Source organism: Serratia sp. SM04, from assembly GCF_040280225.1.
GTDB classification, from domain to species: domain Bacteria; phylum Pseudomonadota; class Gammaproteobacteria; order Enterobacterales; family Enterobacteriaceae; genus Serratia; species Serratia sarumanii.
In genome coordinates, this window is sequence record NZ_JBEOQT010000002.1 from 1 (window position 1) to 23,485 (window position 23,485).

Sequence of the window (23,485 nt, forward strand, 5' to 3'; positions counted from 1 at the left end):
GTAAATGCTCATCAACTGCCCCATTCGCACCAGCGCCGACAATACGGCGATCACAAACACGTCGATCATTGACCAGCGGCCAACGAATTCGACCACTTCATAAATCAGATGCATGCGCTCGCTGTCGGCGCGCGGTTTCTTCCTGCCGTTGGCATCCCAGCACAGCCAGCCGATCGCCAGCATTTTCAGCGACGGCACCATGATACTGGCGATGAAAATCACCAGCGCCACCGGATAAGAGCCGTCGCCCCACAGCAGGATCACCCCCGCCATGATGGTGGAGTTCATCTTGTTGCCCAGCGCCTCGGTCACCATGATCGGCATCAGGTTGGCCGGAATGTACAGCATGACGGAGGTCACCAGCAGCGCCAGCGTCCACTGCAGGCTGTGGCGGCGACGTACGTAGCCGTTGGTGTGGCAGCGCGGGCAGCGCACCTGATTGGCCGGCAGGATCGCCGTGCAGCAGGCGCAAGAGCGCACGCCCTGCCGCATGCCGGTGCGCCCCACCGTCAGCGGGCGATCGAGACGCGGCGCCGGTTCGATGTCCTGCCACAGCCAACGCCTGTCCACGCACTGGAAGGCGCGCACCTGCAGCAGGCAGAACAGGCAATAAGGCACGAAGCTGCTGCCGATGCCGATATCGCCGTAGGCCATCAGCTTGACGAAGCTGACCAGCACCCCGGCGAGGAAAATTTCCACCATGCACCAGGTCTTGAACTGGAACAGCACCCGGGCCATCCACTCTTTCAGCCCCAGCGGCAAACGCACTTTGGCACACAGCAGAATGATCGCCACCATGCAAAACGCCGGGATCAGCTGCACGAACACCATAAACAGCGTGGCCATGCTGGCGTAGTCTTCCGCCACCATGACTTCCGGAATTTGAATCAGCCGGATTTCATTGCCGATGCCGGCGACGCGCATGTTGATAAACGGGAAAATGTTGGCCAGCACCAGCATGAACAGGGCGCTGAGGGCGTAACCGATTGGCCGCTTGCGCGGCTCGTCCCAGCGGGCGCTGAGCGTGGTTTTGCAGCGCGGGCAGACCGCTTTGCTGCCATAGGCCAGCGGCGGCAGCGCCACCAGCATGTCGCACTGCGGGCACAGCATCAGGTTATCCTGGTGCTCCGCCGAAGGTGCGGAATGACTATGCTGCTGATGATTGTTGTGGGAACACACCATATTCCTCCTAAATAACGTTGCTCACCGGCACGTCGATACCGCCCGCAGCAGCGCGCGGGCGGTATCGCAACGGTCAGCCGTTTTTCATCGCTTCCAGCTCTTCCCAGCGGGCGAAGGCCTGCTCGAGCGCCTGCTCGGCGTTAGCCAGCGCCGTCAGCACTTGTTGCGTTTCGCTGTGCGGCCGCGTGAAGAAGTCGGCGTCGCTCATCTGCGCCTGCAGCGCTTCGATCTCCGCCTCCAGCTGTTCGAGCCGCTGCGGCAACTGTTCCAGTTCGCGCAGCAGGTTGTAACTCAGCTTGGCCGCCGCTTTCTTCGGCTGTTCGGCCTTTTTCTCCGCCGCCGGTTTGCTCGCGCTCGGCGCCGCCTGACGAATCGGTTTCGCCGTGGCGCGCTGATGATGCGCATCGTAGTAACCGCCGACGAAGGCGTTGATCACGCCGTTGCCTTCGAAGATCCAACACTCGGTCACCGAGTTGTCGACGAACTGACGATCGTGGCTGACCAGCAGCACGGTGCCCTGATAGCCGTCGATCAGCTCTTCCAGCAGCTCCAGCGTTTCGACGTCGAGATCGTTGGTTGGTTCATCGAGGATCAGCAGATTGCTCGGTTTCAGAAACAGCTTAGCCAACAGCAGGCGGTTACGCTCACCGCCCGACAGCGCCTTCACCGGCGTCATCGCGCGTTTCGGGTGGAACAGGAAGTCCTGCAGGTAGCCCAATACGTGGCGAGGGCGACCGTTGACCATCACTTCCTGTTTGCCTTCCGCCAGGTTGTCCATCACCGTGCGCTCCGGATCGAGATCCGCGCGGTGCTGATCGAAATAGGCCACTTCCAGCTTGGTGCCGCAGTGCACGCGGCCGCTGTCGGCTTTCAGCTGACCGAGCATCAGTTTCAGCAGCGTGGTTTTGCCGCAGCCGTTCGGCCCCACCAACGCAATCTTGTCGCCGCGCTGTACCTGGGCGGAAAAATCGCGCACCAGCACTTTTTCACCCACCTGATAATTGACGTTTTCCAGCTCGAACACGATTTTGCCGGAGCGGGTCGCCTCTTCCACCTGCATCTTGGCGGTGCCCATCACTTCGCGGCGCTGCGAACGCTCGACGCGCAGCGCCTTCAGCGCGCGTACGCGGCCTTCGTTACGGGTACGGCGCGCCTTGATGCCCTGACGGATCCAGACCTCTTCCTGCGCCAGCTTGCGATCGAACTCGGCGTTTTGCAGCTCTTCCACCCGCAGCGCTTCTTCTTTGCTCTGCAGATACAGATCGTAGTTGCCCGGCCAGGAAACCAGCTTGCCGCGGTCCAGATCGACGATGCGCGTCGCCATGTTGCGGATAAACGAACGGTCGTGCGAGATGAAGACGATGCTGCCGTCGAACTCTTTCAGGAAGCCTTCCAGCCAGTCGATGGTTTCGATATCCAGGTGGTTGGTCGGTTCGTCGAGCAACAGCACGCGCGGCGAGCTCACCAGCGCGCGGCCCAGCGCCGCTTTACGCAGCCAGCCGCCCGACAGCGAGGAAAGCTCGGCGTCGCCGTTCAGCCCCAGCTGCAACAGCACTTCGCTGATGCGGCTGTCGAGCTGCCACAGCCCCTGGTGATCGAGGATCTCCATGATTTGCGCCATGCGCGCCAGATTTTTCTCGCTCGGGTCGCTCTCCACCAGATGGGAAATCGCATGGTACGCCTTCAGGTGTTCCGCCTGCTCCGCGACGCCTTCGGCCACGAAGTCGAACACGCTGCCGCCGATATTGCGCGGCGGATCCTGTTGCAGGCGCGCCACGATCAGATCCTGCTCGTAGATCACCCGGCCGTCGTCCAGCGGGATCTCTTTGCCGAGGATCTTCAGCAGCGTGGATTTGCCGGCGCCGTTGCGCCCGACCAGACACACGCGCTCGTTGTCTTCGATATGAATTTCGGTGTTGTCTAAAAGCGGCGCATCGCTGAAAGAGAGCCAGGCGCCGGACATGCTGATTAACGACATAGTAATTATTTTCCTTCGCCGGCGTGAGTCACCAGCCAGCAGTTGTGGATCTGACGGTTACGGGCAAAGTCCTGCGACAGCGTCTTGGCGGTGATCTCTTTCGCCTCCAGGCCCAGCGCGCTCAGCCCTGCCATATCCATTTGGAAACCGCGCTTGTTGTTCGAGAACATGATGGTTCCGTTGCGGCGCAGCAACCGTTTCAAATCTTTCATCAGCGCCAGATGATCGCGCTGCACGTCAAAAGTGTTCTCCATCCGCTTGGAGTTGGAGAACGTCGGCGGATCGATGAAGATCACGTCGAACTGTTCGTTGGCGTTGCTCAGCCACGACAGGCAGTCGGCCTGGATCAGCCGATGCTGACGGCCGGTCAGGCCGTTGGCGCGCAGGTTCTTCTCCGCCCATTCCAGGTAGGTGCGCGACATGTCCACCGTGGTGGTGCTGCGCGCGCCGCCCAGCCCGGCGTGCACGCTGGCGGTGCCGGTATAGGCAAACAGGTTGAGGAAGTCCTTGCCGCCGCTCATCTCGCCCAGCATGCGGCGCGCAATACGGTGATCGAGGAACAGGCCGGTATCGAGATAGTCGGTCAGGTTAACCCACAGCTTGGCGTTATACTCTTCCACCAGCAGGAACTCGCCCTTCTGCGCCAGTTTCTCGTACTGGTTCTTGCCCTTCTGCCGCTCGCGAGTTTTCAGGATCAGCTGATTCGACGGCAATTCCAGCACCGCCAGCGTCGCGTTGATCACATCGAACAGGCGCTGACGCGCTTTCTGCGCATCGACGGTTTTCGGCGGCGCATACTCCTGCACCACCACCTTGCTGCCGTAACGATCCACCGCGACGTTGTATTCTGGCAGATCGGCATCGTACAGGCGGTAGCATTCAATGCCCTGCTGTTTCGCCCACTTGTCGAGCTTCTTCAAGTTTTTGCGCAGGCGGTTGGCGAAATCCTCCGCCACCTGCACGCCGCCGGCAGTGGCGCCGGCCGGGTTCGCCGCCAGCTGATAGTTTTTCTGCACGCACTCCAGCGGGCCGTTCTTCGCCTTGAACTGGCGCTCGGCGCGCAGCTGCAGGCAGCTCAACAGCTCCGGCGAGGCGCTGAACAGCGAAAGCTGCCAACCGCCGAAGGCGCTTTTCATCACGCGGCCCAGCATGTTGTGCAGCGCGATCAGCGCCGGTTCGCTTTCCAGACGCTCACCGTACGGCGGGTTGCTGATCACGGTGCCGTGCGGGCCTTCCGGCAGCGGGTTGGTCAACCGCGCCACGTCGCCGACGTTGAAAGTGATCAGCTCGGCGACGCCGGCGCGGCGGGCGTTGCCGCGCGCCATCTCAATCACCCGGCGATCGATATCGGAACCGAAGAAGCGAGAGGCGGTTTCCTGCAGGCCCCGGCGCGCGCGCACCTGCGCTTCGGCGGTGACTTCACGCCACAGTTCGGCGTTGTGGCCATTCCAGGCGCTGAAGCCCCAGTGCTGGCGGTGCAGGCCAGGCGCGCGATCGGCGGCGATCATCGCCGCTTCGATCAACAGCGTGCCGGAGCCGCACATCGGATCGAGCATCGGCGTGCCCGGCTGCCAGCCGGAACGCAGCACGATGGCGGCCGCCAGGTTTTCCTTCAGCGGCGCCTGGCCGGTGAGATCGCGGTAGCCGCGCTGATGCAGGCCTTCACCGCTCAGATCGAGGGCCACGCTGGCCATATCGCGTTGCAGGAAGACGTTAACGCGAATATCCGGCTGCTGCTTGGCGACCGTCGGGCGTTGGTCGAGTTTGCGGGTGAAGCTGTCGACGATGGCGTCTTTCACCTTCAGCGCGCCATACTGGCTGTTGCGGATCTCTTCGTTCACGCCGCTGAAATGCACGGCAAAGGTTTTATCCACGCCAAAAATGCTCGGCCAGTCGATCGCCTGCACCCCGAGGTACAGATCCAGATCGCTGTGCACGCGGAATTCGTTCAGCGGCAACAGAATGCGCGAAGCCAGGCGGCTCCACAGCAGGCTTTGGTACAGAAGACGATCGTCACCCTGAAAATGTACCCCACCCTGCACCACTTTGCAGTCGTGAGCGCCAAGCGCTTCCAGCTCGCTTTTTAACAGTTCTTCCAATCCACGCGCCGTGCTGGCAAACAGAGAGTTCATATCGTGCTTATCACCAAAAAGAAAATTGTTGCGCATTATAGCTAATCCGCACCGCTTGTCATAAAGTTGCTCCCTTCTATTTAATAATCGCACGGAGATGAGGGTGATCACGCTTTCCAGACTCTACGTCCATCCGGTTAAATCACTGCGCGGTCTGCAGCTTTCTTACGCCCAGGTCGGCAGCAGCGGTCTGGCCTTCGACCGCAACTTTATGATCACCGAGCCGGATGGCACCTTTATTACCGCGCGCCAATACCCGCAGATGGTGCTGTTCACGCCGGCGCTGCTGCCGGACGGGCTGTTCCTGACCGCGCCGGATGGCGAAAGCGCCGCCATTCGCTTCAGCGACTTCGCCGCCGCACCGCAGCCGACCGAGGTATGGGGAAACCACTTCACCGCGCTGATCGCGCCGGATGAGATCAACCGCTGGCTGAGCGGCTATTTCCAGCGCGACGTTCAGCTGCGCTGGCTGGGGCCGGAGTTGACCCGCCGGGTGAAAAAACACCCCGAAATCCCGCTGACCTTTGCCGACGGCTACCCTTATCTGCTGATTAACCAGGCTTCGTTCAACGATCTGCAGCGGCGTTGCCCCGGCAGCATCAAGCTGGAGCAGTTCCGCCCCAATCTGGTGGTGAGCGGCGCAGCCGCCTGGGCCGAGGACGGTTGGCAGGTGATCCGCGTCGGCGATGTGATGTTCGATCTGGTGAAACCCTGCAGCCGCTGCGTGCTCACCACCGTCAGCACCGAGCGCGGCCGCAAGCACCCGAGCGGCGAACCGCTGAGTACGCTGCAAAAATTCCGCTCCGCCGACAACGGCGATATCGATTTCGGCCAGAACATGATCGCGCGCAGCAGCGGCATCATCCGCGTGGGCGATACGGTGGAAGTGCTGTCGACCAAGCCGCCGCGCCCTTATGGCGCCGGCAAAGTGGTGGAGAGCGTGCAGGCGCCGCAAGACAGCGAGCACAGCGTCACTATCGAATATGAAGGAAAGGTGTTTACCGGCAACAACCAGCAGATCCTGCTCGAACAGCTGGAACAGCAAGGCATTCGCGTGCCTTACTCCTGCCGCGCCGGGATTTGCGGCAGCTGCCGCATTACGTTGTTGAGCGGTGAGGTCGCGCCGCTGAAGAAAAGCGCGCTGGGCGACAACGGCACCATCCTGTGCTGCAGCTGTATCCCAAAAAGTGATTTGACGTTGGCGTAATCCGCCTTATACCGCCCTGTCGTAAGCCGGGGCGGCGCTTTCATCCTGCGCGCAGGGTTTCAGCCGATCGTGCATCACCTTGATGGCGTCGCCCAATACCATGGTGCGGCCGGCGACAGTCAGTTGATTTTGCGCCAGCAGGCACAGGCTGGCGTTATCCCCAGCCTCCACCACCAGCAAACGCGCTTCCACGCCGCTTTCCATTACCTTCACCGCCGCCAGCTCGCCGTTTTTCGGCTGCAGCGGGTAATGCTGCTGCGAGAAATGCCAGCTCTTCGGCATCAGCGGTTTCAGGAAGCGGTAGGCGACCAGCGCATTCAACACCAGCTCGGCGCGCTGCTCATGGCTGAGTTTGATCTGCTTGCACTGTTCTTCATAGGTGAAATAAAGGGCGGCGTCATCCACGCAAAAAGCACATTCATCGAAGGCGTCCGGCGTTAACATTTTGGCCGGGAAACGTGAACGGAAGATCATACCATTAGCTAAATCCAGCATTAGCCGATCGTGTTCGGCATCAAAATACCAACGCCAATTATCGTCAGGTTTTATCTTCATTTCGTATCCTTCTCGCTGCCTATGCCAACGCCGCACTCACCCTAAAAGGCGATTTTATCACCGATAAAATAGCTTAAACATCGGATAATTCCGCGAACGATATTTATGCTAACGAACAAAATATAGACGAGCCGGGGGCAGAAATAAACCCCCGGAATAAAATGAGAGGAAAAATATTAGATATGGGTAACGATATCTTTAATCAAACGCGGGCCGTGATAGATAAATCCGGAATAAATTTGCAGCAGGCTCGCGCCGGCCTCCATTTTTTCGCGCGCCGCCGTCAGCGAATCGATGCCGCCCACGCCGATAATCGGCAGGCGCCCTTGCAGTTCGGTGGAAAGACGACGGATCACTTCCGTGCTGCGTGATTGCAACGGACGCCCACTTAACCCGCCCGCTTGTTCGCAGTAATTTAACCCCTGGATCAATTTTCGATCCAAGGTGGTATTGGTGGCGATCACGCCATCGATATTATGCCGCACCAGGCTATCGGCAATTTGGATCAATTCTTCTTCTGAAAGATCCGGCGCGATCTTTACCGCCACCGGCACATATTTGTGATGGCGCGCATGTAATTCCTGCTGCTTATTTTTAATCGCAGCTAAAAGATCGTCCAGCGCTTCGCCATACTGTAAGGATCGTAACCCCGGGGTATTCGGTGAAGAGATGTTAATCGCGATATAACCGGCATACGGATAAACTTTATCCATGCAGATCAAATAATCGTCTTTACCCTGCTCGACCGGGGTGTCTTTATTCTTGCCGATATTGATCCCAAGAATGCCGCCGAAATGGGATTTCTTAACGTTTTCAACCAGATTGTCCACGCCATGGTTATTGAACCCCATGCGGTTGATCAGGCCTTCCGCCTCAACCACGCGGAACAAGCGCGGCTTGTCGTTGCCCGGTTGCGGGCGTGGCGTCACGGTGCCAACTTCCACATGGCCGAAGCCCATCGCGCCGAACGCATCGATGCATTCGCCGTTTTTATCCAGACCGGCGGCCAATCCCAACGGGTTTTTGAACGACAGCCCCATGCAGCTGACCGGTTTGGTCGGCACGGACTGACGGACAAGAAACGCTAATGGGGTGCCGGTAATACGGCTGAGCTGACGAAAGGTCACTTCGTGCGCGCGCTCGGGATCGAGCTGGAACAACGCTTTCCTGATGAGGGGGTAGTACATGGACTCTCCTGATTTCCCGGTTGCAAACCGGGGGCGTATTATCCGGTATCCCCCGCCCAATTGGAATTGATTAAAGGCAAAAAAAGCCGTTTTTACGCAATCGTTTTCTCTCTTCACCGCCAAATCGGCGCCAATCCGCTTTTGCGCATATCGAAATCAAAAAATGAGATTTAAAAAACGCGCCCGGTTGCTGGTAGGTTTAAAACACTTCTTTTTGATTTTCTAATTAAACCTAACTTTTAGTTATAAGGAGTGGCAATGCGCGTTATATCACTGGCCGGCAGCCCACGCATCCCATCACGTTCCGCCGCGCTGCTCGCGCTGAGTCAGAACTGGCTGCGGCAGCAAGGGGTGGAAGTGACGGCTTATACCCTGCACGATTTCGATGCCGAAGACCTGCTGTACGCCAACTTCAACAGCCCGGCGATCAAGGCGTTTGCCGAGCAGCTGGCGCAGGCCGACGGCCTGCTGATTTCCACGCCGGTTTATAAAGCGTCGTTCTCCGGCGCGCTGAAAACCCTGCTGGATCTGCTGCCGGAACGCGCGCTGGATCATAAGGTGGTGCTGCCGCTGGCGACCGGCGGTTCGATCGGCCACATGCTGGCGGTGGACTACGCGCTGAAACCGGTGCTGGCGGCGCTGAAAGCGCAAGAGGTGCTGCATGGCGTGTTCGCCGACGACAGCCAGATCCAACTGGCCGGCGAAGGCGCCACGCTCACCGACGCCGTCGCCGCCCGGCTGGAAGAGGCGCTCGCCAGTTTCTATCTGGCGCTTGGCCGCCGCAAACCACCCGCGCTGCGCGTCGCCTCGCCGCTGGCGGCGCGTCAGACCGCCTGAAACGCCTGGAAAAGGAGAGCCTGAATGAAAAAACGCATCGTTTTACGGCGCTGGCTGAGCGCCGCTACCCTCACCGGCCTGCTGTCGTTGGTTTGGGCCACTGCCGCCGCCGCGCAGGATCCGGCGCAGTTCCGCATCGGCTACCAAAAAGGATCGGTCAGCCTGGTGCTGGCGAAGAGCCACCGGCTGCTGGAGGAACGTTTCCCCGCCACCCGCATCAGCTGGATCGAGTTTCCCGCCGGCCCGCAAATGCTCGAGGCCTTGAACGTCGGCAGCATCGATCTGGGCAGCACCGGCGATATTCCGCCGATCTTCGCGCAGGCCGCCGGCGCGGATCTGCTGTATGTCGGCGTTGAGCCGCCCAAACCGAAGGCGGAGGTGATCCTGGTGCCGGAAAATAGCCCGATCAAAACCGTCGCCGATCTGAAAGGCCATAAGGTCGCTTTCCAGAAAGGATCCAGCTCGCACAACCTGCTGTTGCGATCGCTGCAAAAGGCCGGCCTGAAATTTACGGATATCCAGCCCGCCTATCTGACCCCCGCCGATGCGCGCGCCGCCTTCCAGCAGGGCAACGTCGATGCCTGGGCCATCTGGGATCCTTATTATTCCGCCGCGCTGCTGCAGGGCGGCGTACGGGTGCTCGGCGACGGCACCGATCTGAACCAGACCGGTTCCTTCTATCTGGCGGCGCGCCCCTACGCCGAAGCCAACGGCAGCTTTATCAGCCAGGTTCTGACCGTGCTGAGCCAGGCCGATGCGCTCACCCGCAGCGACCGGGCGCAAAGCGTGACCCTGCTGGCCAACGCCATGGGGCTGCCGGAGCCGGTGATCGCCAGCTATCTGGATCACCGCCCGCCGACCGCCATCACACCGCTCGATGCGCAGACGATCGCCGCGCAGCAGCAAACCGCCGACCTGTTTTACGCCAACCGGCTGGTGCCGGTGAAGGTCGACATCTCACAACGCATCTGGCGCCCAAGCGCGCAATAAACAATGGGAGAACACTGACGATGAGCCTGAACGTTTTCTGGTTTTTACCCACCCACGGCGATGGCCACTATCTCGGCAGCGCACAGGGGGCGCGCAGCGTCGATCACGGTTACTTGCAGCAGATCGCCCAGGCGGCGGATCGGCTGGGATTCGGCGGCGTATTGATCCCCACTGGCCGCTCGTGCGAAGACTCCTGGCTGGTGGCCGCCTCGCTGATCCCGGTCACCCAGCGGCTGAAGTTTTTGGTCGCGCTGCGGCCGGGCATCATCTCCCCTACGCTGGCGGCGCGCCAGGCGGCGACGCTGGATCGCCTGTCCAACGGGCGCGCGCTGTTCAATCTGGTCACCGGCGGCGATCCGGAAGAGCTGGCGGCGGAGGGGTTGCATCTCAATCATGAAGAGCGCTACGAAGCCTCAACCGAGTTCACCCACATCTGGCGCCGGGTGCTGGAAGGCGAAACCGTCGATTTCGACGGCAAGCACATTCAGGTGAAAGGCGCCAAACTGCTGTTCCCGCCGGTGCAGCAGCCGCGCCCGCCGCTCTATTTCGGCGGATCCTCCGCCGCCGCGCAGGATCTGGCCGCCGAACAGGTAGAAATGTATCTCACCTGGGGAGAGCCGCCGGCGCAGGTTAAAGAGAAAATCGAAGAGGTGCGCGCCAAAGCGGCGGCGAAAGGCCGCCAGGTACGCTTCGGTATCCGCCTGCATGTCATCGTGCGGGAAACCACCGAAGAGGCCTGGCGCGCCGCCGATCGGCTGATCGCCCACCTCGATGAGGAAACCATCGCCGACGCGCAGCAGGCCTTTGCGCGCTTCGATTCCGTCGGCCAACGGCGCATGGCGGCGCTGCACGGCGGCAAGAAGGACAACCTCGAGATCAGCCCGAACCTGTGGGCCGGCATCGGCCTGGTGCGCGGCGGCGCCGGCACCGCGCTGGTGGGCGATGGCCCGACGGTCGCGGCGCGCATGCAGGAATATGCCGATCTGGGCATCGACACCTTTATTCTCTCCGGCTATCCGCATCTGGAAGAGGCCTACCGCGTCGGCGAACTGCTGTTCCCGCACCTCGATCTGGCGCAGGAGGAAACGCCCGCGCGCCTTCAGCCGGTGCGCCCGCAGGGCGAAGTGGTGGCCAACATTTATGTTCCGCAAAAAGTGTCGCAGAGCTGAGGAGCGCCCCGATGGCAAAGAACGCGCAACGCATCCTGTATCGGCTGGCCCCCTGGGCGCTGCCGTTGGCGCTGGTGATCCTCTGGCAGATCGCCGTAGAAACCGGCTGGCTGTCCAACCGTATTTTGCCGGCGCCGAGCGCGGTGCTGGCCGCCTTCTGGAGCCTGAGCCAAAGCGGCGAACTGTGGCAGCACCTGAGCATCAGCAGCCAGCGCGCGCTGATCGGCTTTGCCATCGGCGGCAGCATCGGGCTGATCCTCGGCTTTATTACCGGGCTGTCGCGCTGGGGCGAACGCCTGCTGGACAGCTCGGTGCAAATGATCCGCAACGTGCCGCACCTGGCGCTGATCCCGCTGGTGATCCTGTGGTTCGGCATCGATGAATCCGCCAAGATCTTTCTGGTGGCGCTCGGTACGCTGTTCCCGATTTATCTCAATACCTATCACGGCATCAAAAACATCGATCGCGGCCTGTTGGAGATGGCCCGCAGCTACGGCCTGAGCGGTTTCCGCCTGTTTACGCAGGTGGTGCTGCCGGGCGCGCTGCCGTCGATTATGGTCGGCGTGCGTTTCGCTCTCGGCTTCATGTGGCTGACGCTGATCGTCGCCGAAACCATTTCGGCCAATTCGGGCATCGGCTACCTGGCGATGAACGCGCGTGAATTCCTGCAAACCGACGTGGTGGTGGTGGCTATCGTGCTGTACGCCCTGCTCGGCAAGCTGGCGGACGTGGGCGCACAACTGCTGGAACGCGTCTGGTTGCGCTGGCATCCGGCCTATCAACTGAAACAGGGAGAAGCGCTATGACCCTTCCCGCTCGCCTTGCGCAAGGCACGCCGGTGACGCTGGAGTCCATCGGCAAAGGTTACGGCAACCGCACCGTGCTGGACAATATTCAGCTGCGCATTTCCGCCGGGCAGTTCGTGGCGGTGGTCGGCCGCAGCGGCTGCGGCAAGAGCACCCTGCTGCGCCTGCTGGCCGGCCTGGAACAGCCCAGCAGCGGCGCGCTGCTCAGCGGCAACGCGCCGCTTGCCGCCGCTAAAGAGGATACCCGGCTGATGTTTCAGGATGCGCGCCTGCTGCCGTGGAAAACGGTGATCGACAACGTGGGTCTGGGGCTGCGCGGCCAGTGGCGCGATGCGGCGCTGCAGGCGCTGGACGCGGTCGGCTTGGCGGATCGCGCCCGAGACTGGCCGGCGGCGCTGTCCGGCGGGCAAAAGCAGCGGGTCGCCCTGGCGCGCGCGCTGATCCACCGCCCTCGCCTGCTGCTGCTGGATGAACCGCTCGGTGCGTTGGATGCCCTGACGCGCATCGAGATGCAGGGGCTGATAGAAACGCTGTGGCAACAGCACGGTTTTACCGTACTGCTGGTCACGCACGACGTCAGCGAAGCCATCGCGCTGGCGGATCGGGTGATCCTGATTGAAGAGGGCCGCATCGGGCTGGATCTGACTCTCGATCTGCCGCGGCCGCGCCGCAAGGGTTCCGCCCGGCTGGCGGAACTGGAGGCCGAAGTGCTGGAGCGGGTGTTATCACCGCCGGCCACAGCGGCCAGCGGCCGTCGGGCGGCGAATTGAAAGGATGAAAAAAGGGACGGCGCAGGCCGTCCCTTGATCTATTCAGCGCGAAAAGATCAGGCGTCGAGCGCCTTGCTGATCTTCTCGTACAGATCGCCGGACAGGTTTTCCAATCCTTTCAGCTGTTCCAGCGCCTTGCGCATCAGCGCCTGGCGGCCCGCGTCGTAACGCTTCAGGCGAATCAGCGGTTCAATCAGGCGCGCGGCGATCTGCGGGTTGCGCTGGTTGAGATCGCTGAGGATCTCCGCCAGGAACTGATAGCCGCTGCCGTCCGCGGCATGGAACGCCGCCGGGTTGCCGGAAGCGAAGCCGCCGATCAGCGAACGGGTGCGGTTCGGGTTGCTCAGGCTGAACGAACGGTGTTGCAGCAGCGCGCGCACCTTGCTCAGCACGTCTGCCGCCGGGCTGCTGCCCTGCAGCACGAACCATTTATCCATCACCAGGCCATCCTGATGCCAGCGCTCGTCGAACGCCGCCAGCAGCGCATCGCGGCACGGCAGCTGGGCCGCGACCGCAGCAGACAGCGCCGCCAGCGAGTCGGTCATGTTGTCTGCCTGGCGATACTGTTCGCTTACCAGTTGGTCCGCCAGCGCCACATCTTCGCCGAACGCCAGATAGCCCAGGCACACATTACGCAAGGCGCGCTTGGCGATCTCGGCGTGCTCCACGCGGTAGCCGTCGGTCTTGTTGGCGTGATATACCGCCAGCCACTCATCGGCCAGCTCCCGCGCCAGGCAGCGAACGATCGCTTCATGCACCGCGGCGATCGCTTCCGGATCGATGGTGGCGAACAGCTCGGCGATTTCGTTCTCCGACGGCAACGTCAGGATCTGCGCCGCCAGCGCCGGATCCAGTTTTTCGTCCAGCAGCACTGCGCGGAACGCATCGGCCACGTGCAGCGGCAGCGACAGCGGCTGCTTCTGCTGGTGCCGCGCCACGTTCAGCTTGATATAGGTCGCCAGCAGGCTCTGCGCCGCATCCCAACGCGCAAATTCATTGCGCGCGTGCTGCATCAGGAAGGTCAGCTGCTGATCGCTGTACGGATAGTCCAGCTTCACCGGCGCGGAGAATTCGCGCAGCAGCGACGGCACCGGCTTATGCGCCACGCCGTCGAACACGAAGGTCTGCTCCGCTTCGGTGACGTTCAGCACGTTATTGACCGGCAGGCCGCCCTTTTGCAATGGAATGACGTTGCCTTCGCTGTCGTACAGTTCGATATCCAGCGGGATATGCAGCGGCAATTTCTCCGGCTGATCGGCGGTCGGCGCGGTTTGCTGGCTGACATGCAGGCGATACTGTTGGGTTTCCGCGTCGTAATCGTCGCGCACCGTCAGCAGCGGCGTGCCGGACTGGCTATACCAACGGCGGAAACGCGACAGATCGACGTTGGACGCGTCCTCCATCGCCTGCACGAAATCGTCGCAGGTGGCGGCGCTGCCGTCGTGGCGTTCGAAATAGAGCTGCATCCCTTTCTGGAAGTTCTCCTCCCCCAGCAAGGTGTGCATCATGCGGATCACTTCGGAACCCTTTTCATACACCGTCAGGGTGTAGAAGTTGTTCATCTCGATCACTTTGTCCGGGCGGATGGCGTGCGCCATCGGGCTGGCGTCTTCGGCGAACTGCGCGCCGCGCATCACGCGCACGTTGTCGATGCGGTTGACCGAACGCGATCCCAGATCGGAACTGAACTCCTGGTCGCGGAACACCGTCAGCCCCTCTTTCAGGCTGAGCTGGAACCAGTCGCGGCAGGTTACGCGGTTACCGGTCCAGTTGTGGAAGTATTCGTGGCCGATCACCGCTTCAATGTTCAGGTAATCCTTGTCGGTGGCGGTTTCCGCCTTCGCCAGCACGTATTTGGAGTTAAAGATGTTTAACCCTTTGTTCTCCATCGCGCCCATATTGAAGAAATCGACCGCCACAATCATATAAATGTCGAGATCGTATTCCAGGCCGAAGCGGGTCTCGTCCCACTTCATCGAGTTCTTCAGCGACGTCATCGCCCAGTCGGCGCGATCCAGGTTGCCGCGATCGACGAACAGCTCCAGCGCGACCTTACGGCCGGAACGGGTGGTGAAGCTGTCGCGCAGCACGTCGAAGTCTCCCGCCACCAGCGCGAACAGGTAGCAAGGTTTCGGGAACGGATCCTGCCATTGCACCCAGTGGCGGCCATCGGCCAATTCGCCCTGGCCGATGCGGTTGCCGTTCGACAGCAGGAACGGATAGCGCGCCTTGTCGGCCTCGATGCGGGTGGTAAAGCGCGCCAGCACGTCCGGGCGATCCTGATAATAGGTAATGTGGTGGAAACCTTCGGCTTCGCATTGCGTGCACAGCGCATCGCCGGACAGGTACAGCCCTTCCAGCGCGGTGTTTTTCGCCGGGTGAATGTCGTTGACGATGGTGAGAGTGAATTGTGCCGGCAACGCTTCGATGATCAGTTGGTTATCCTGCTGGCGGTAGGCGCTCCACGGTTGGCCGTCCACCTGAATGCTCACCAGCGTCAGATCTTCGCCATCCAGCACCAGCGGTGCGCCGGCCGCGCCCTGACGTTTGATTTTACTGACGGCGGTCACGCGCGTGGTTTCCGCGTCCAGACTGAAGTCCAAATCGATATCGGTCGTGGTGTAATCGGGCGCGCGATAATCGTGGCGGTATTTTGCCTGTGGCTGTTGTGTCATAAAAACCCTTAAACGTCTCGGTGAGTTATAGGTGCCAGGCCGCTCTTCTGCTTCGTACCGCAGCCGGAGTGTTCCCCTGCGGCGCGCGGTGGGCCTGAATTGTGAATAAACTGTATCACAGCTGGCCGAAAAGCCCAGAGTCGCCGGGCGACCACGAGAGAGAAATCAGAGGCAAATCATAAATCGCCCGCCAGGCGATAGCGCAGGTGACCAATGGCTAAATAAAAATCAGCATTTAATGCTAAAAAACCGCCACCGGAGGGCGCCGGCATAGTTGAGGCGACGCAGGCGGCATGGTGGTATAATTGCGGCATCAGGCTCAGGGATGACTCGCACTATGAAAATTAAATACGCAATCTATTTTTTTACCCTGTGCCTGATGACTTCCTTCTCTCTGTTCATCGTCGATGAGCTACTCGAAGCTCATACCGACTACCGCGATAACCAACTCAATCTGTACAAAATTGATCGCGCCAAAGAAATCTCCGAAGCCTTTCAGGCTGCCTTGCAGGCGCACCGCCTCAAACGCTTGAGCCTGATCGATCCGCAAATCACCCGAACGCAATGTTTGGCCGCCGATCGGGCGGCGCGCGAAAGAATTACCCGCATCCGCGAACATCTGGACGATGAGGTCGCCAGACAGCTCGGGGTTCGGCAAAAAATCGCCGCGCTGTCGATGATCAGCCTGATGGAACAGCTGCTGGATAATGACAACCTGCAGCTTTCGCAGGTCAATAACACCAACGCCAATCTGTTCAACATCAACAGCGCCTATTACATCTCGCAAACCAGCAAGAGCTATTACCGCTACACCTACGATACCCGGATGGTGGATACCGACTCTTTTATGTTTCTCGAGGCCATCCGCCTTAATAACCGGCTGAATATGTCACTGACGGAATTGAGCGATCAGATTATCGACGTCAACGTCAGACCGCTCGTTCGCAAAGACGCCTACCTGAAGTCCATTCAGCTGACCGGCGTACTGAACGCGCTGAGCACCCGATTGATCTTCATGAAGATCAACTACGACGATGGACAAATCACCAACATCGTCAATGCATTGCTCGCCCAGGTTTCCGCTGAGCGCCTCCAACAGATTACCCATGGGCTGTACACCGCTATCGATACCCATCAGCCCTACCCCACCGCGCTTATTTCGCGCTATGTCGACGATGTGAGCGGGCTGTCGCAGGCGCTGTATCAACGCAGCTTCGAACTGGAAACCCTCGCGTCGCGCCACAAGATTTACGACAGCCAGACGACCATTTACGGCATGATCGCACTCGCTGGCCTGGTGGTGTTGCTGTTCATTTTGCCGGCGCTGGTGTTCTGCACCAGCATCAACCGCTGGCTGACCAAGACCCACAACAATATCGTGCGGCTGTCGCGCGGCGAGATAAATATCGATCGCAACGACGCCTTCTACAGCCAGGAATTGATCGCCATCAGCGACGCCATTCAGCAGCTCAGGCAATACCAGTTGGACAAGGTCTCGCTGGAAAGCGAGAAACAACTGCTGATTAAAGAGCTCGAGGCCTCTTCTTTCCTCGATCCGCTCACCAATATTTACAACCGCCGTAAATTCTTCCTTGAATGTCAGCTGCTGGGCGACGGCAGCTACCCGCAGGCCTTTTGCCTGATCGACATCGACAACTTCAAACAGCTCAACGACAGCTACGGCCACGACGTGGGCGACCGGGCGCTGGTGGCATTCGGCCACCTGCTGCAACGCGCGTTCCGCGCCAGCGACATCTTCTGCCGCTACGGCGGCGAAGAGTTCGCGGTGCTGCTGGGCAACTGTTCGTTGGACAACGCGCGGGACATCATGGAGCAATTGCGCGCCCGCACTCATCGCCTGACGCTAAATCTGGCCGATGGACGGCAAGTGCGTTTCACCACCAGCTGCGGCATTGCGCCGGTCAACGCATTCACCGCGCTACAGGCGGCGATCAAACAGGCGGACGAAGCGCTCTATTTTTGCAAAAAGAACGGCAAGGATCGGGTCAGCGTGCATACCCAGGCCGGCTATATCTGATTCGCTGTTTAAAATAATTAACATTATAATTTTTATGACTAATTAGGCTAAGTCATTCACCTTACAGGCATATCTGGCTTTTTTTCCTCCCCGCCGCTATCAGGCCGCCATAAAGGCACGTTTAATCCTCGACCCGCTTTGGTGATTTATGGTGTGATGCAGCTTCAATAACAGGATAATCCGGGTATACTCCACCCCCACTTTTATGATTATCCGGATTTGGACACGCGCCTGACGAGGATGCTGTAACGCGCTATGACTCAATACGCTTCCCCGATTTTGACATCACTGCTTGATACCGATGCTTATAAGCTTCATATGCAGCAAGCAGTGTTCCATCGCTATCCCGCGATCAGCGTGGCGGCGGAATTCCGCTGCCGCGGCGACGAACTGCTGGGCGAATATGCCGACGAGATCCGCGCGCAGGTGGCGTTGATGAGCCGGCTGGCGCTGACCGATGCCGAATTCGCTTATCTTTCGGGCCTGCCCTTCTTCCGTCAGGATTACCTGAGCTGGCTGCGAACGTTCCGCTACGATCCGCAGCAGGTCACCATAGACAACCGCGACGGCAAGCTGCAAATCCGCATCGCCGGCCCCTGGCGTGAAGTGATCATGTGGGAAGTGCCGTTGCTGGCGGTGATCAGCGAAGTGGTGCACCGTCGGCGCTCTCCGCTGGCGACGCCGGAACAGGCGGTGGCGCATCTGCAAACCAAGCTGGCTCAGTTCAAGACGCTGGCGGGCGATCTGGATCTTTCGCGCTTCAAGCTGATGGACTTCGGCACCCGTCGACGTTTCTCTCAGGGCGTGCAACAGGCCATCGTCAGCACCTTGCAGGCCGAATTCCCGTACCTGTCGGGCACCAGCAATTACGATCTGGCGCATCAGCTCGGCCTGGCGCCGGTCGGCACTCAGGCGCATGAGTGGTTCCAGGCGCATCAGCAAATAAGCCCGGTGCTGGCCAACAGCCAGCGCGCCGCCTTGCAAGCCTGGTTGGATGAATACCCGGATCAGCTTGGCATCGCGCTCACCGACTGTATCACCATGGATGCCTTCCTGCGCGACTTCGGCCCGCAGTTCGCCGAACGTTATCAGGGGTTGCGCCATGATTCGGGCGATCCCGTCGAGTGGGGTGAAAAGGCCATTGCCCATTATCAAAAGCTGGGCATCGATCCGATGAGCAAAACGCTGGTGTTCTCGGACAACCTGGATCTGGAAAAAGCGCTGGCGCTCTATCGCCATTTCTACCAGCGCATCAATCTCGGCTTCGGCATCGGCACGCGCCTGACCTGCGATATTCCCGGCGTCAAACCGCTGAATATCGTGATCAAGCTGGTCGAGTGCAAAGGCAAGCCGGTGGCCAAGCTCTCCGACAGCCCCGGCAAAACCATTTGCCAGGATCAGGCGTTCGTCAGGGCCCTGCGCAAGGCCTTCGATCTGCCGCTGGTGAAGAAAGCCAGCTGAGCCTTCTATATATAGAGAGAAAGCCGGCCCGGTTCAGGCGCCGGCTTTTTTGTTTTTATCCCGACCGCCCTCTTTTCAGCCAGCCACGATAAATGTTGCGCCAATCCGATGATTTCTGCTTGTGCTCTGCACCGCGGCAAGTAACATAGCCATTACCCCATATTCTTGGGTTGTAAGCTATTTCTAAACCAAATTATTAAAGAGAGAAATCTATGAGCGTAGTGCCTGTAGTCGACGTACTGCAAGGTCGTGCTGCGGTTGACAGTGAAGTCACCGTACGCGGCTGGGTACGTACCCGGAGAGATTCAAAAGCTGGTATCTCCTTCCTGGCCGTCTATGACGGTTCCTGCTTTGATCCGTTACAGGCCGTCGTTAATAATTCTCTGCCGAATTATCAGGATGAAGTGCTGCACCTGACCACCGGTTGCTCAGTTGAAGTTACCGGCAAGGTCGTCGCCTCACCGGGCGAAGGCCAGAGCTTCGAGCTGCAGGCTACCGCGATCAACGTGGTCGGCTGGGTCGACGATCCGGATACTTACCCAATGGCGGCCAAACGCCACAGCATCGAATACCTGCGCGAAGTGGCCCACCTGCGCCCGCGCACCAATCTGATCGGCGCCGTGGCGCGCGTGCGTCATACCCTGGCGCAGGCGATCCACCGCTTCTTCCATGAAAATGGTTATTTCTGGGTGTCCACCCCGCTGATCACCGCCTCCGACACCGAAGGCGCCGGCGAGATGTTCCGCGTGTCCACGCTGGATCTGGAAAACCTGCCGCGCACCGACAAGGGCGCCGTCGATTTCAGCCAGGACTTCTTCGGTAAGGAAGCCTTCCTCACCGTTTCCGGCCAGCTGAACGGCGAAACCTACGCCTGTGCGCTGTCCAAGGTATACACCTTCGGCCCAACCTTCCGTGCCGAAAACTCCAACACCAGCCGCCACCTGGCGGAGTTCTGGATGATCGAGCCGGAAGTGGCCTTCGCGACGCTGGACGATGTCGCCGGCCTGGCCGAAAGCATGCTGAAGTATGTGTTCCAGGCGGTGCTGGATGAACGTGCAGACGATCTGAAATTCTTCGCCGAACGCGTGGATAAAGACGCAATCTCTCGTCTGGAGCGCTTCGTCTCTTCCGATTTCGCCCAGGTGGACTACACCGACGCCATTGAGATCCTGCTGGCCTCTGGCCAAACCTTCGAAAACCCGGTTTCCTGGGGCATCGATCTCTCTTCCGAACATGAACGTTATCTGGCGGAGAAACACTTCCAGGCGCCGGTGGTGGTGAAGAACTACCCGAAAGACATCAAAGCGTTCTATATGCGCATGAACGAAGACGGTAAAACCGTCGCGGCCATGGACGTGCTGGCACCGGGCATCGGTGAAATCATCGGCGGTTCGCAGCGTGAAGAACGCCTCGACATGCTCGATCAACGTCTGGAAGAGATGGGCCTGAATAAAGAAGACTACTGGTGGTATCGCGATCTGCGCCGCTACGGCACCGTGCCGCATTCCGGTTTCGGCCTGGGTTTTGAACGTTTAATCGCCTATGTCACCGGCGTGCAAAACGTGCGCGATGTGATCCCGTTCCCACGCACACCACGTAACGCAAGCTTCTAATTCATACGATCAAACGTTTTTTAAACGATTTCGTTACAAAACAAAGGCCAGCCTCGCTGGCCTTTCGCATTTTTTAATATTGACGCACATCACAAAGTTCCCGAAAAATTACATTTGGTTACACATACTTTCCTTTTGCAACCTGATTGGGACATTGGTATCATTTTCGTCCTAGATTAACCCGCCTGTGAATGGAACACTGCGTTCAGACACAGGACGACACCAATCTATCAACAATAGTTCCCAAAGAATTATTGGCGGCAGTGGCAAAGGTGTCCGAATAACACCAATGAGGGTAATAATGATGAAGCGCAACATTCTTGCAGTGGTTATCCCGGCTCTGTTGGCTGCTGGTGCAGCAAACGCAGCTGAAATCTACAACAAAGACGGCAACAAGCTGGATCTGTACGGCAAAGTTGACGGTCTGCACTACTTCTCCGACAACAAAGGTGATGACGGCGATCAGACCTATGTTCGTTTCGGCTTCAAAGGTGAAACCCAGATTACTGACCAACTGACCGGTTACGGCCAGTGGGAATACAACGTCCAGGCTAACCACGCCGAATCTCAGGGCACCGAAGGCACCAAGACCCGTCTGGGCTTCGCCGGTCTGAAATTCGCTGACTACGGCTCCTTCGACTACGGCCGTAACTACGGCGTACTGTATGACGTGGAAGGCTGGACCGATATGCTGCCAGAGTTCGGTGGCGATACCTACACCTACTCCGACAACTTCATGACCGGCCGTACCAACGGCGTTGCGACCTATCGTAACAACAACTTCTTCGGTCTGGTTGACGGTCTGAACTTCGCCGTTCAGTATCAGGGTAAAAACGAGAACGACAGCCGCGCGCTGAAGAAACAAAACGGCGACGGCTGGGGTCTCTCCTCTACTTATGACATCGGCGAAGGCGTAAGCTTCGGCGCTGCATACGCCTCTTCTGACCGTACCGACGATCAGCAGTATCGTTCTACCGCCGAAGGCGACAAGGCTGACGCATGGACCGTAGGTGCGAAATACGACGCCAACAACGTTTACCTGGCAGCAATGTATGCGGAAACCCGCAACATGACTCCTTACGGTGAAGCGGATAACACCATCGCAAACAAAACTCAGAACTTCGAAGTGACCGCTCAGTACCAGTTCGACTTCGGTCTGCGTCCAGAAGTGTCTTACCTGCAGTCTAAAGGTAAAAACCTGCGCGGTCGTTCAGCAAACAACGCAACCTTCACCGGCGGCGACGCTGACCTGGTTAAATATGTTTCTGTTGGTACCACCTACTACTTCAACAAAAACATGTCCACCTACGTTGATTACAAAATCAACCTGCTGGATGACAACGAGTTCACCAAAGCTAACGGCGTCGCAACCGACGATACTGTAGCAGTTGGCTTGGTATACCAGTTCTAAGTTGTCTCGCTTAACGGCGGTTTACCGTCGGCTAAGTTAAAAAACAGGGCTTCGGCCCTGTTTTTATTTGTGTCTCCCGGTAACGTTTTATCCTGCAGATTTCCCCTTCCCCATCATTTTTTCTGTCGAATCCTTCCCGTTCACAAGATCGCGGTGTTTTTATCGCAAACGGTTGGCAAAGCCGATAACTGGCGCTACCCTGATGCTTCTGTCTGCTTAACTCCGAGATTTGGAAGCACCTGACATGTTTGAAAAAATCACCGCCGCACCCGCCGACCCGATCCTGGGCCTGACCGACATTTTCCGCGCCGACGCCCGCCCGAATAAAATCAATTTAGGGATTGGCGTTTATAAAGACGAAACTGGCAAAACGCCAGTGCTGACCAGCGTAAAAAAAGCTGAACAGTATCTGCTGGAAAACGAGACCACCAAAAACTATCTCGGCATTGAAGGCATCCCGGCGTTCGCCAGCTGCACGCAAGAGCTGCTGTTCGGCAAAGAGAGCCCGATCGTTACCGCGCGGCGCGCGCGTACCGCACAGACGCCCGGCGGCACCGGCGGCCTGCGCGTGGCGGCAGACTTTATCGCCAACCAGACCAGCGCCAAGCGCATCTGGATCAGCAACCCAAGCTGGCCAAACCACAAGAACGTCTTTAGCGCCGTGGGCCTGGAAGTGCTGGAGTACGCCTACTACGACGCCGCCAACCACGCGTTGGACTTTGACGGCCTGCTGAACAGCCTGAAACAGGCACAGGCCGGTGATGTGGTGCTGTTCCACGGCTGCTGCCATAACCCGACCGGTATCGATCCAACGGCGGAACAGTGGGCACAGCTGGCTGAGCTTTCCGTCGCCAATGGCTGGCTGCCGCTGTTCGATTTCGCCTACCAGGGCTTCGCCAACGGTCTGGAAGAAGATGCGCAGGGCCTGCGTATTTTCGCCGCCAAACATCAAGAGCTGATCGTTGCCAGCTCCTACTCGAAAAACTTCGGCCTGTACAATGAGCGCGTCGGCGCTTGCACCATTGTGGCTGCCGATGCCGAAACCGCCGATCGCGCCTTCAGCCAGGTGAAAGCGGCCATTCGCGCCAACTACTCCAACCCGCCGTCACACGGCGCGGCGGTTGTCGCCACCATTCTGGGCAACGATGCGCTGCGCGCGATGTGGGAGCAGGAGCTGACCGACATGCGCCAGCGTATTCACCGCATGCGTCAGCTGTTCGTGAACACCCTGCAGGAGAAAGGCGCGCAGCAGGACTTCAGCTTCATCATCCAACAGAACGGCATGTTCTCGTTCAGCGGCCTGACCAAAGAACAGGTGCTGCGTCTGCGCGAAGAGTTCGGCGTCTACGCCGTGAACTCGGGCCGGGTAAACGTGGCCGGCATGACGCCGGACAACATGGCGCCGCTGTGTGAAGCCATCGTCGCCGTGCTCTAAAGGCATCGACGCAGGTCATAAATCGTAAAAAAGGGCGCT

17 protein-coding genes are annotated in these 23,485 nt (G+C 59.3%); 11 read left to right on the top strand and 6 right to left on the bottom strand.

Features of this window, described 5'->3' with window-relative positions; genetic code table 11:
- The 3 genes from pqiA to rlmKL all read right to left on the bottom strand — a co-directional run.
- The coding region (pqiA, locus tag ABTW55_RS03070; protein ID WP_110653948.1) for a membrane integrity-associated transporter subunit PqiA at positions 1–1,182 on the bottom strand (1,182 nt) is incomplete at its 3' end.
- Positions 1,183–1,255: 73 nt separating this feature from the next.
- Positions 1,256–3,160, bottom strand: a complete 1,905-nt coding sequence (locus tag ABTW55_RS03075) for an ABC transporter ATP-binding protein (protein WP_033637886.1) — start codon at positions 3,158–3,160, stop codon at positions 1,256–1,258.
- A 5-nt stretch (positions 3,161–3,165) separates the two neighbouring features.
- The gene (gene rlmKL, locus ABTW55_RS03080) at positions 3,166–5,292 is read right to left on the bottom strand and encodes a bifunctional 23S rRNA (guanine(2069)-N(7))-methyltransferase RlmK/23S rRNA (guanine(2445)-N(2))-methyltransferase RlmL (RefSeq protein ID WP_086581038.1); all 2,127 of its coding nucleotides are present in this window, start codon (positions 5,290–5,292) and stop codon (positions 3,166–3,168) included.
- Between the two features lie 103 nt (positions 5,293–5,395).
- Here rlmKL and ABTW55_RS03085 point away from each other — a divergent pair, with 103 nt between their 5' ends.
- Positions 5,396–6,499, top strand: coding sequence for a YcbX family protein (locus ABTW55_RS03085; RefSeq protein WP_049235523.1), 1,104 nt, complete (start codon positions 5,396–5,398; stop codon positions 6,497–6,499).
- 6 nt (positions 6,500–6,505) lie between these two features.
- On the opposite strand, the gene ABTW55_RS03090 is transcribed toward ABTW55_RS03085, so the two are convergent.
- Together ABTW55_RS03090 and pyrD are read right to left on the bottom strand one after the other, a co-directional pair.
- Positions 6,506–7,054 (bottom strand): cell division protein ZapC, encoded by a 549-nt coding sequence (locus ABTW55_RS03090; RefSeq protein ID WP_033637882.1) that lies wholly within the window; start codon positions 7,052–7,054, stop codon positions 6,506–6,508.
- A 176-nt stretch (positions 7,055–7,230) separates the two neighbouring features.
- Positions 7,231–8,241, bottom strand: coding sequence for a quinone-dependent dihydroorotate dehydrogenase (gene pyrD / locus ABTW55_RS03095; RefSeq protein ID WP_019454516.1), 1,011 nt, complete (start codon positions 8,239–8,241; stop codon positions 7,231–7,233).
- A 258-nt stretch (positions 8,242–8,499) separates the two neighbouring features.
- On the opposite strand from pyrD, the gene ssuE reads away from it, so the two are divergent.
- From ssuE to ssuB, 5 genes are read left to right on the top strand one after another with little or no spacing between them, the layout of a single operon-like run.
- Positions 8,500–9,078, top strand: a complete 579-nt coding sequence (gene ssuE, locus ABTW55_RS03100; RefSeq protein WP_033654227.1) for an NADPH-dependent FMN reductase — start codon at positions 8,500–8,502, stop codon at positions 9,076–9,078.
- Between the two features lie 24 nt (positions 9,079–9,102).
- Positions 9,103–10,068: a sulfonate ABC transporter substrate-binding protein gene (locus ABTW55_RS03105; RefSeq protein ID WP_060419703.1), complete on the top strand. Its 966-nt coding sequence runs from the start codon at positions 9,103–9,105 to the stop codon at positions 10,066–10,068.
- A gap of 20 nt (positions 10,069–10,088) precedes the next feature.
- The gene (gene ssuD, locus ABTW55_RS03110; RefSeq protein WP_033646584.1) at positions 10,089–11,237 is read left to right on the top strand and encodes an FMNH2-dependent alkanesulfonate monooxygenase; all 1,149 of its coding nucleotides are present in this window, start codon (positions 10,089–10,091) and stop codon (positions 11,235–11,237) included.
- A gap of 11 nt (positions 11,238–11,248) precedes the next feature.
- The gene (gene ssuC / locus ABTW55_RS03115) at positions 11,249–12,043 is read left to right on the top strand and encodes an aliphatic sulfonate ABC transporter permease SsuC (RefSeq protein ID WP_033646585.1); all 795 of its coding nucleotides are present in this window, start codon (positions 11,249–11,251) and stop codon (positions 12,041–12,043) included.
- A complete protein-coding gene (gene ssuB, locus ABTW55_RS03120) occupies positions 12,040–12,813 on the top strand; it encodes an aliphatic sulfonates ABC transporter ATP-binding protein (protein ID WP_033637874.1) in 774 nt (257 codons plus the stop codon). The genes ssuC and ssuB overlap by 4 nt, the downstream gene beginning before the upstream one ends.
- A gap of 56 nt (positions 12,814–12,869) precedes the next feature.
- Here the strand turns inward: ssuB and pepN are convergent, their stop codons facing one another.
- A complete protein-coding gene (gene pepN / locus ABTW55_RS03125) occupies positions 12,870–15,488 on the bottom strand; it encodes an aminopeptidase N (RefSeq protein ID WP_033646587.1) in 2,619 nt (872 codons plus the stop codon).
- Between the two features lie 337 nt (positions 15,489–15,825).
- Here pepN and ABTW55_RS03130 point away from each other — a divergent pair, with 337 nt between their 5' ends.
- The 5 genes from ABTW55_RS03130 to ABTW55_RS03150 all read left to right on the top strand — a co-directional run bounded on the left by ABTW55_RS03130 (position 15,826) and on the right by ABTW55_RS03150 (position 23,446).
- Positions 15,826–17,526 (top strand): GGDEF domain-containing protein, encoded by a 1,701-nt coding sequence (locus ABTW55_RS03130; RefSeq protein ID WP_060419705.1) that lies wholly within the window; start codon positions 15,826–15,828, stop codon positions 17,524–17,526.
- A gap of 255 nt (positions 17,527–17,781) precedes the next feature.
- Entirely contained in the window at positions 17,782–18,987 is a 1,206-nt protein-coding gene (gene pncB, locus ABTW55_RS03135; protein ID WP_033637871.1) for a nicotinate phosphoribosyltransferase, read from the top strand.
- A 212-nt stretch (positions 18,988–19,199) separates the two neighbouring features.
- Complete coding sequence (gene asnS, locus ABTW55_RS03140) at positions 19,200–20,600, top strand: asparagine--tRNA ligase (protein ID WP_033637870.1); 1,401 nt, start codon at positions 19,200–19,202, stop codon at positions 20,598–20,600.
- Positions 20,601–20,901: 301 nt separating this feature from the next.
- On the top strand, positions 20,902–22,011 hold the full coding sequence (gene ompC / locus ABTW55_RS03145) for a porin OmpC (RefSeq protein WP_060419709.1): 1,110 nt from the start codon (positions 20,902–20,904) through the stop codon (positions 22,009–22,011).
- A 244-nt stretch (positions 22,012–22,255) separates the two neighbouring features.
- Complete coding sequence (locus ABTW55_RS03150) at positions 22,256–23,446, top strand: amino acid aminotransferase (RefSeq protein WP_033637868.1); 1,191 nt, start codon at positions 22,256–22,258, stop codon at positions 23,444–23,446.
- Positions 23,447–23,485: the final 39 nt, after the last annotated feature.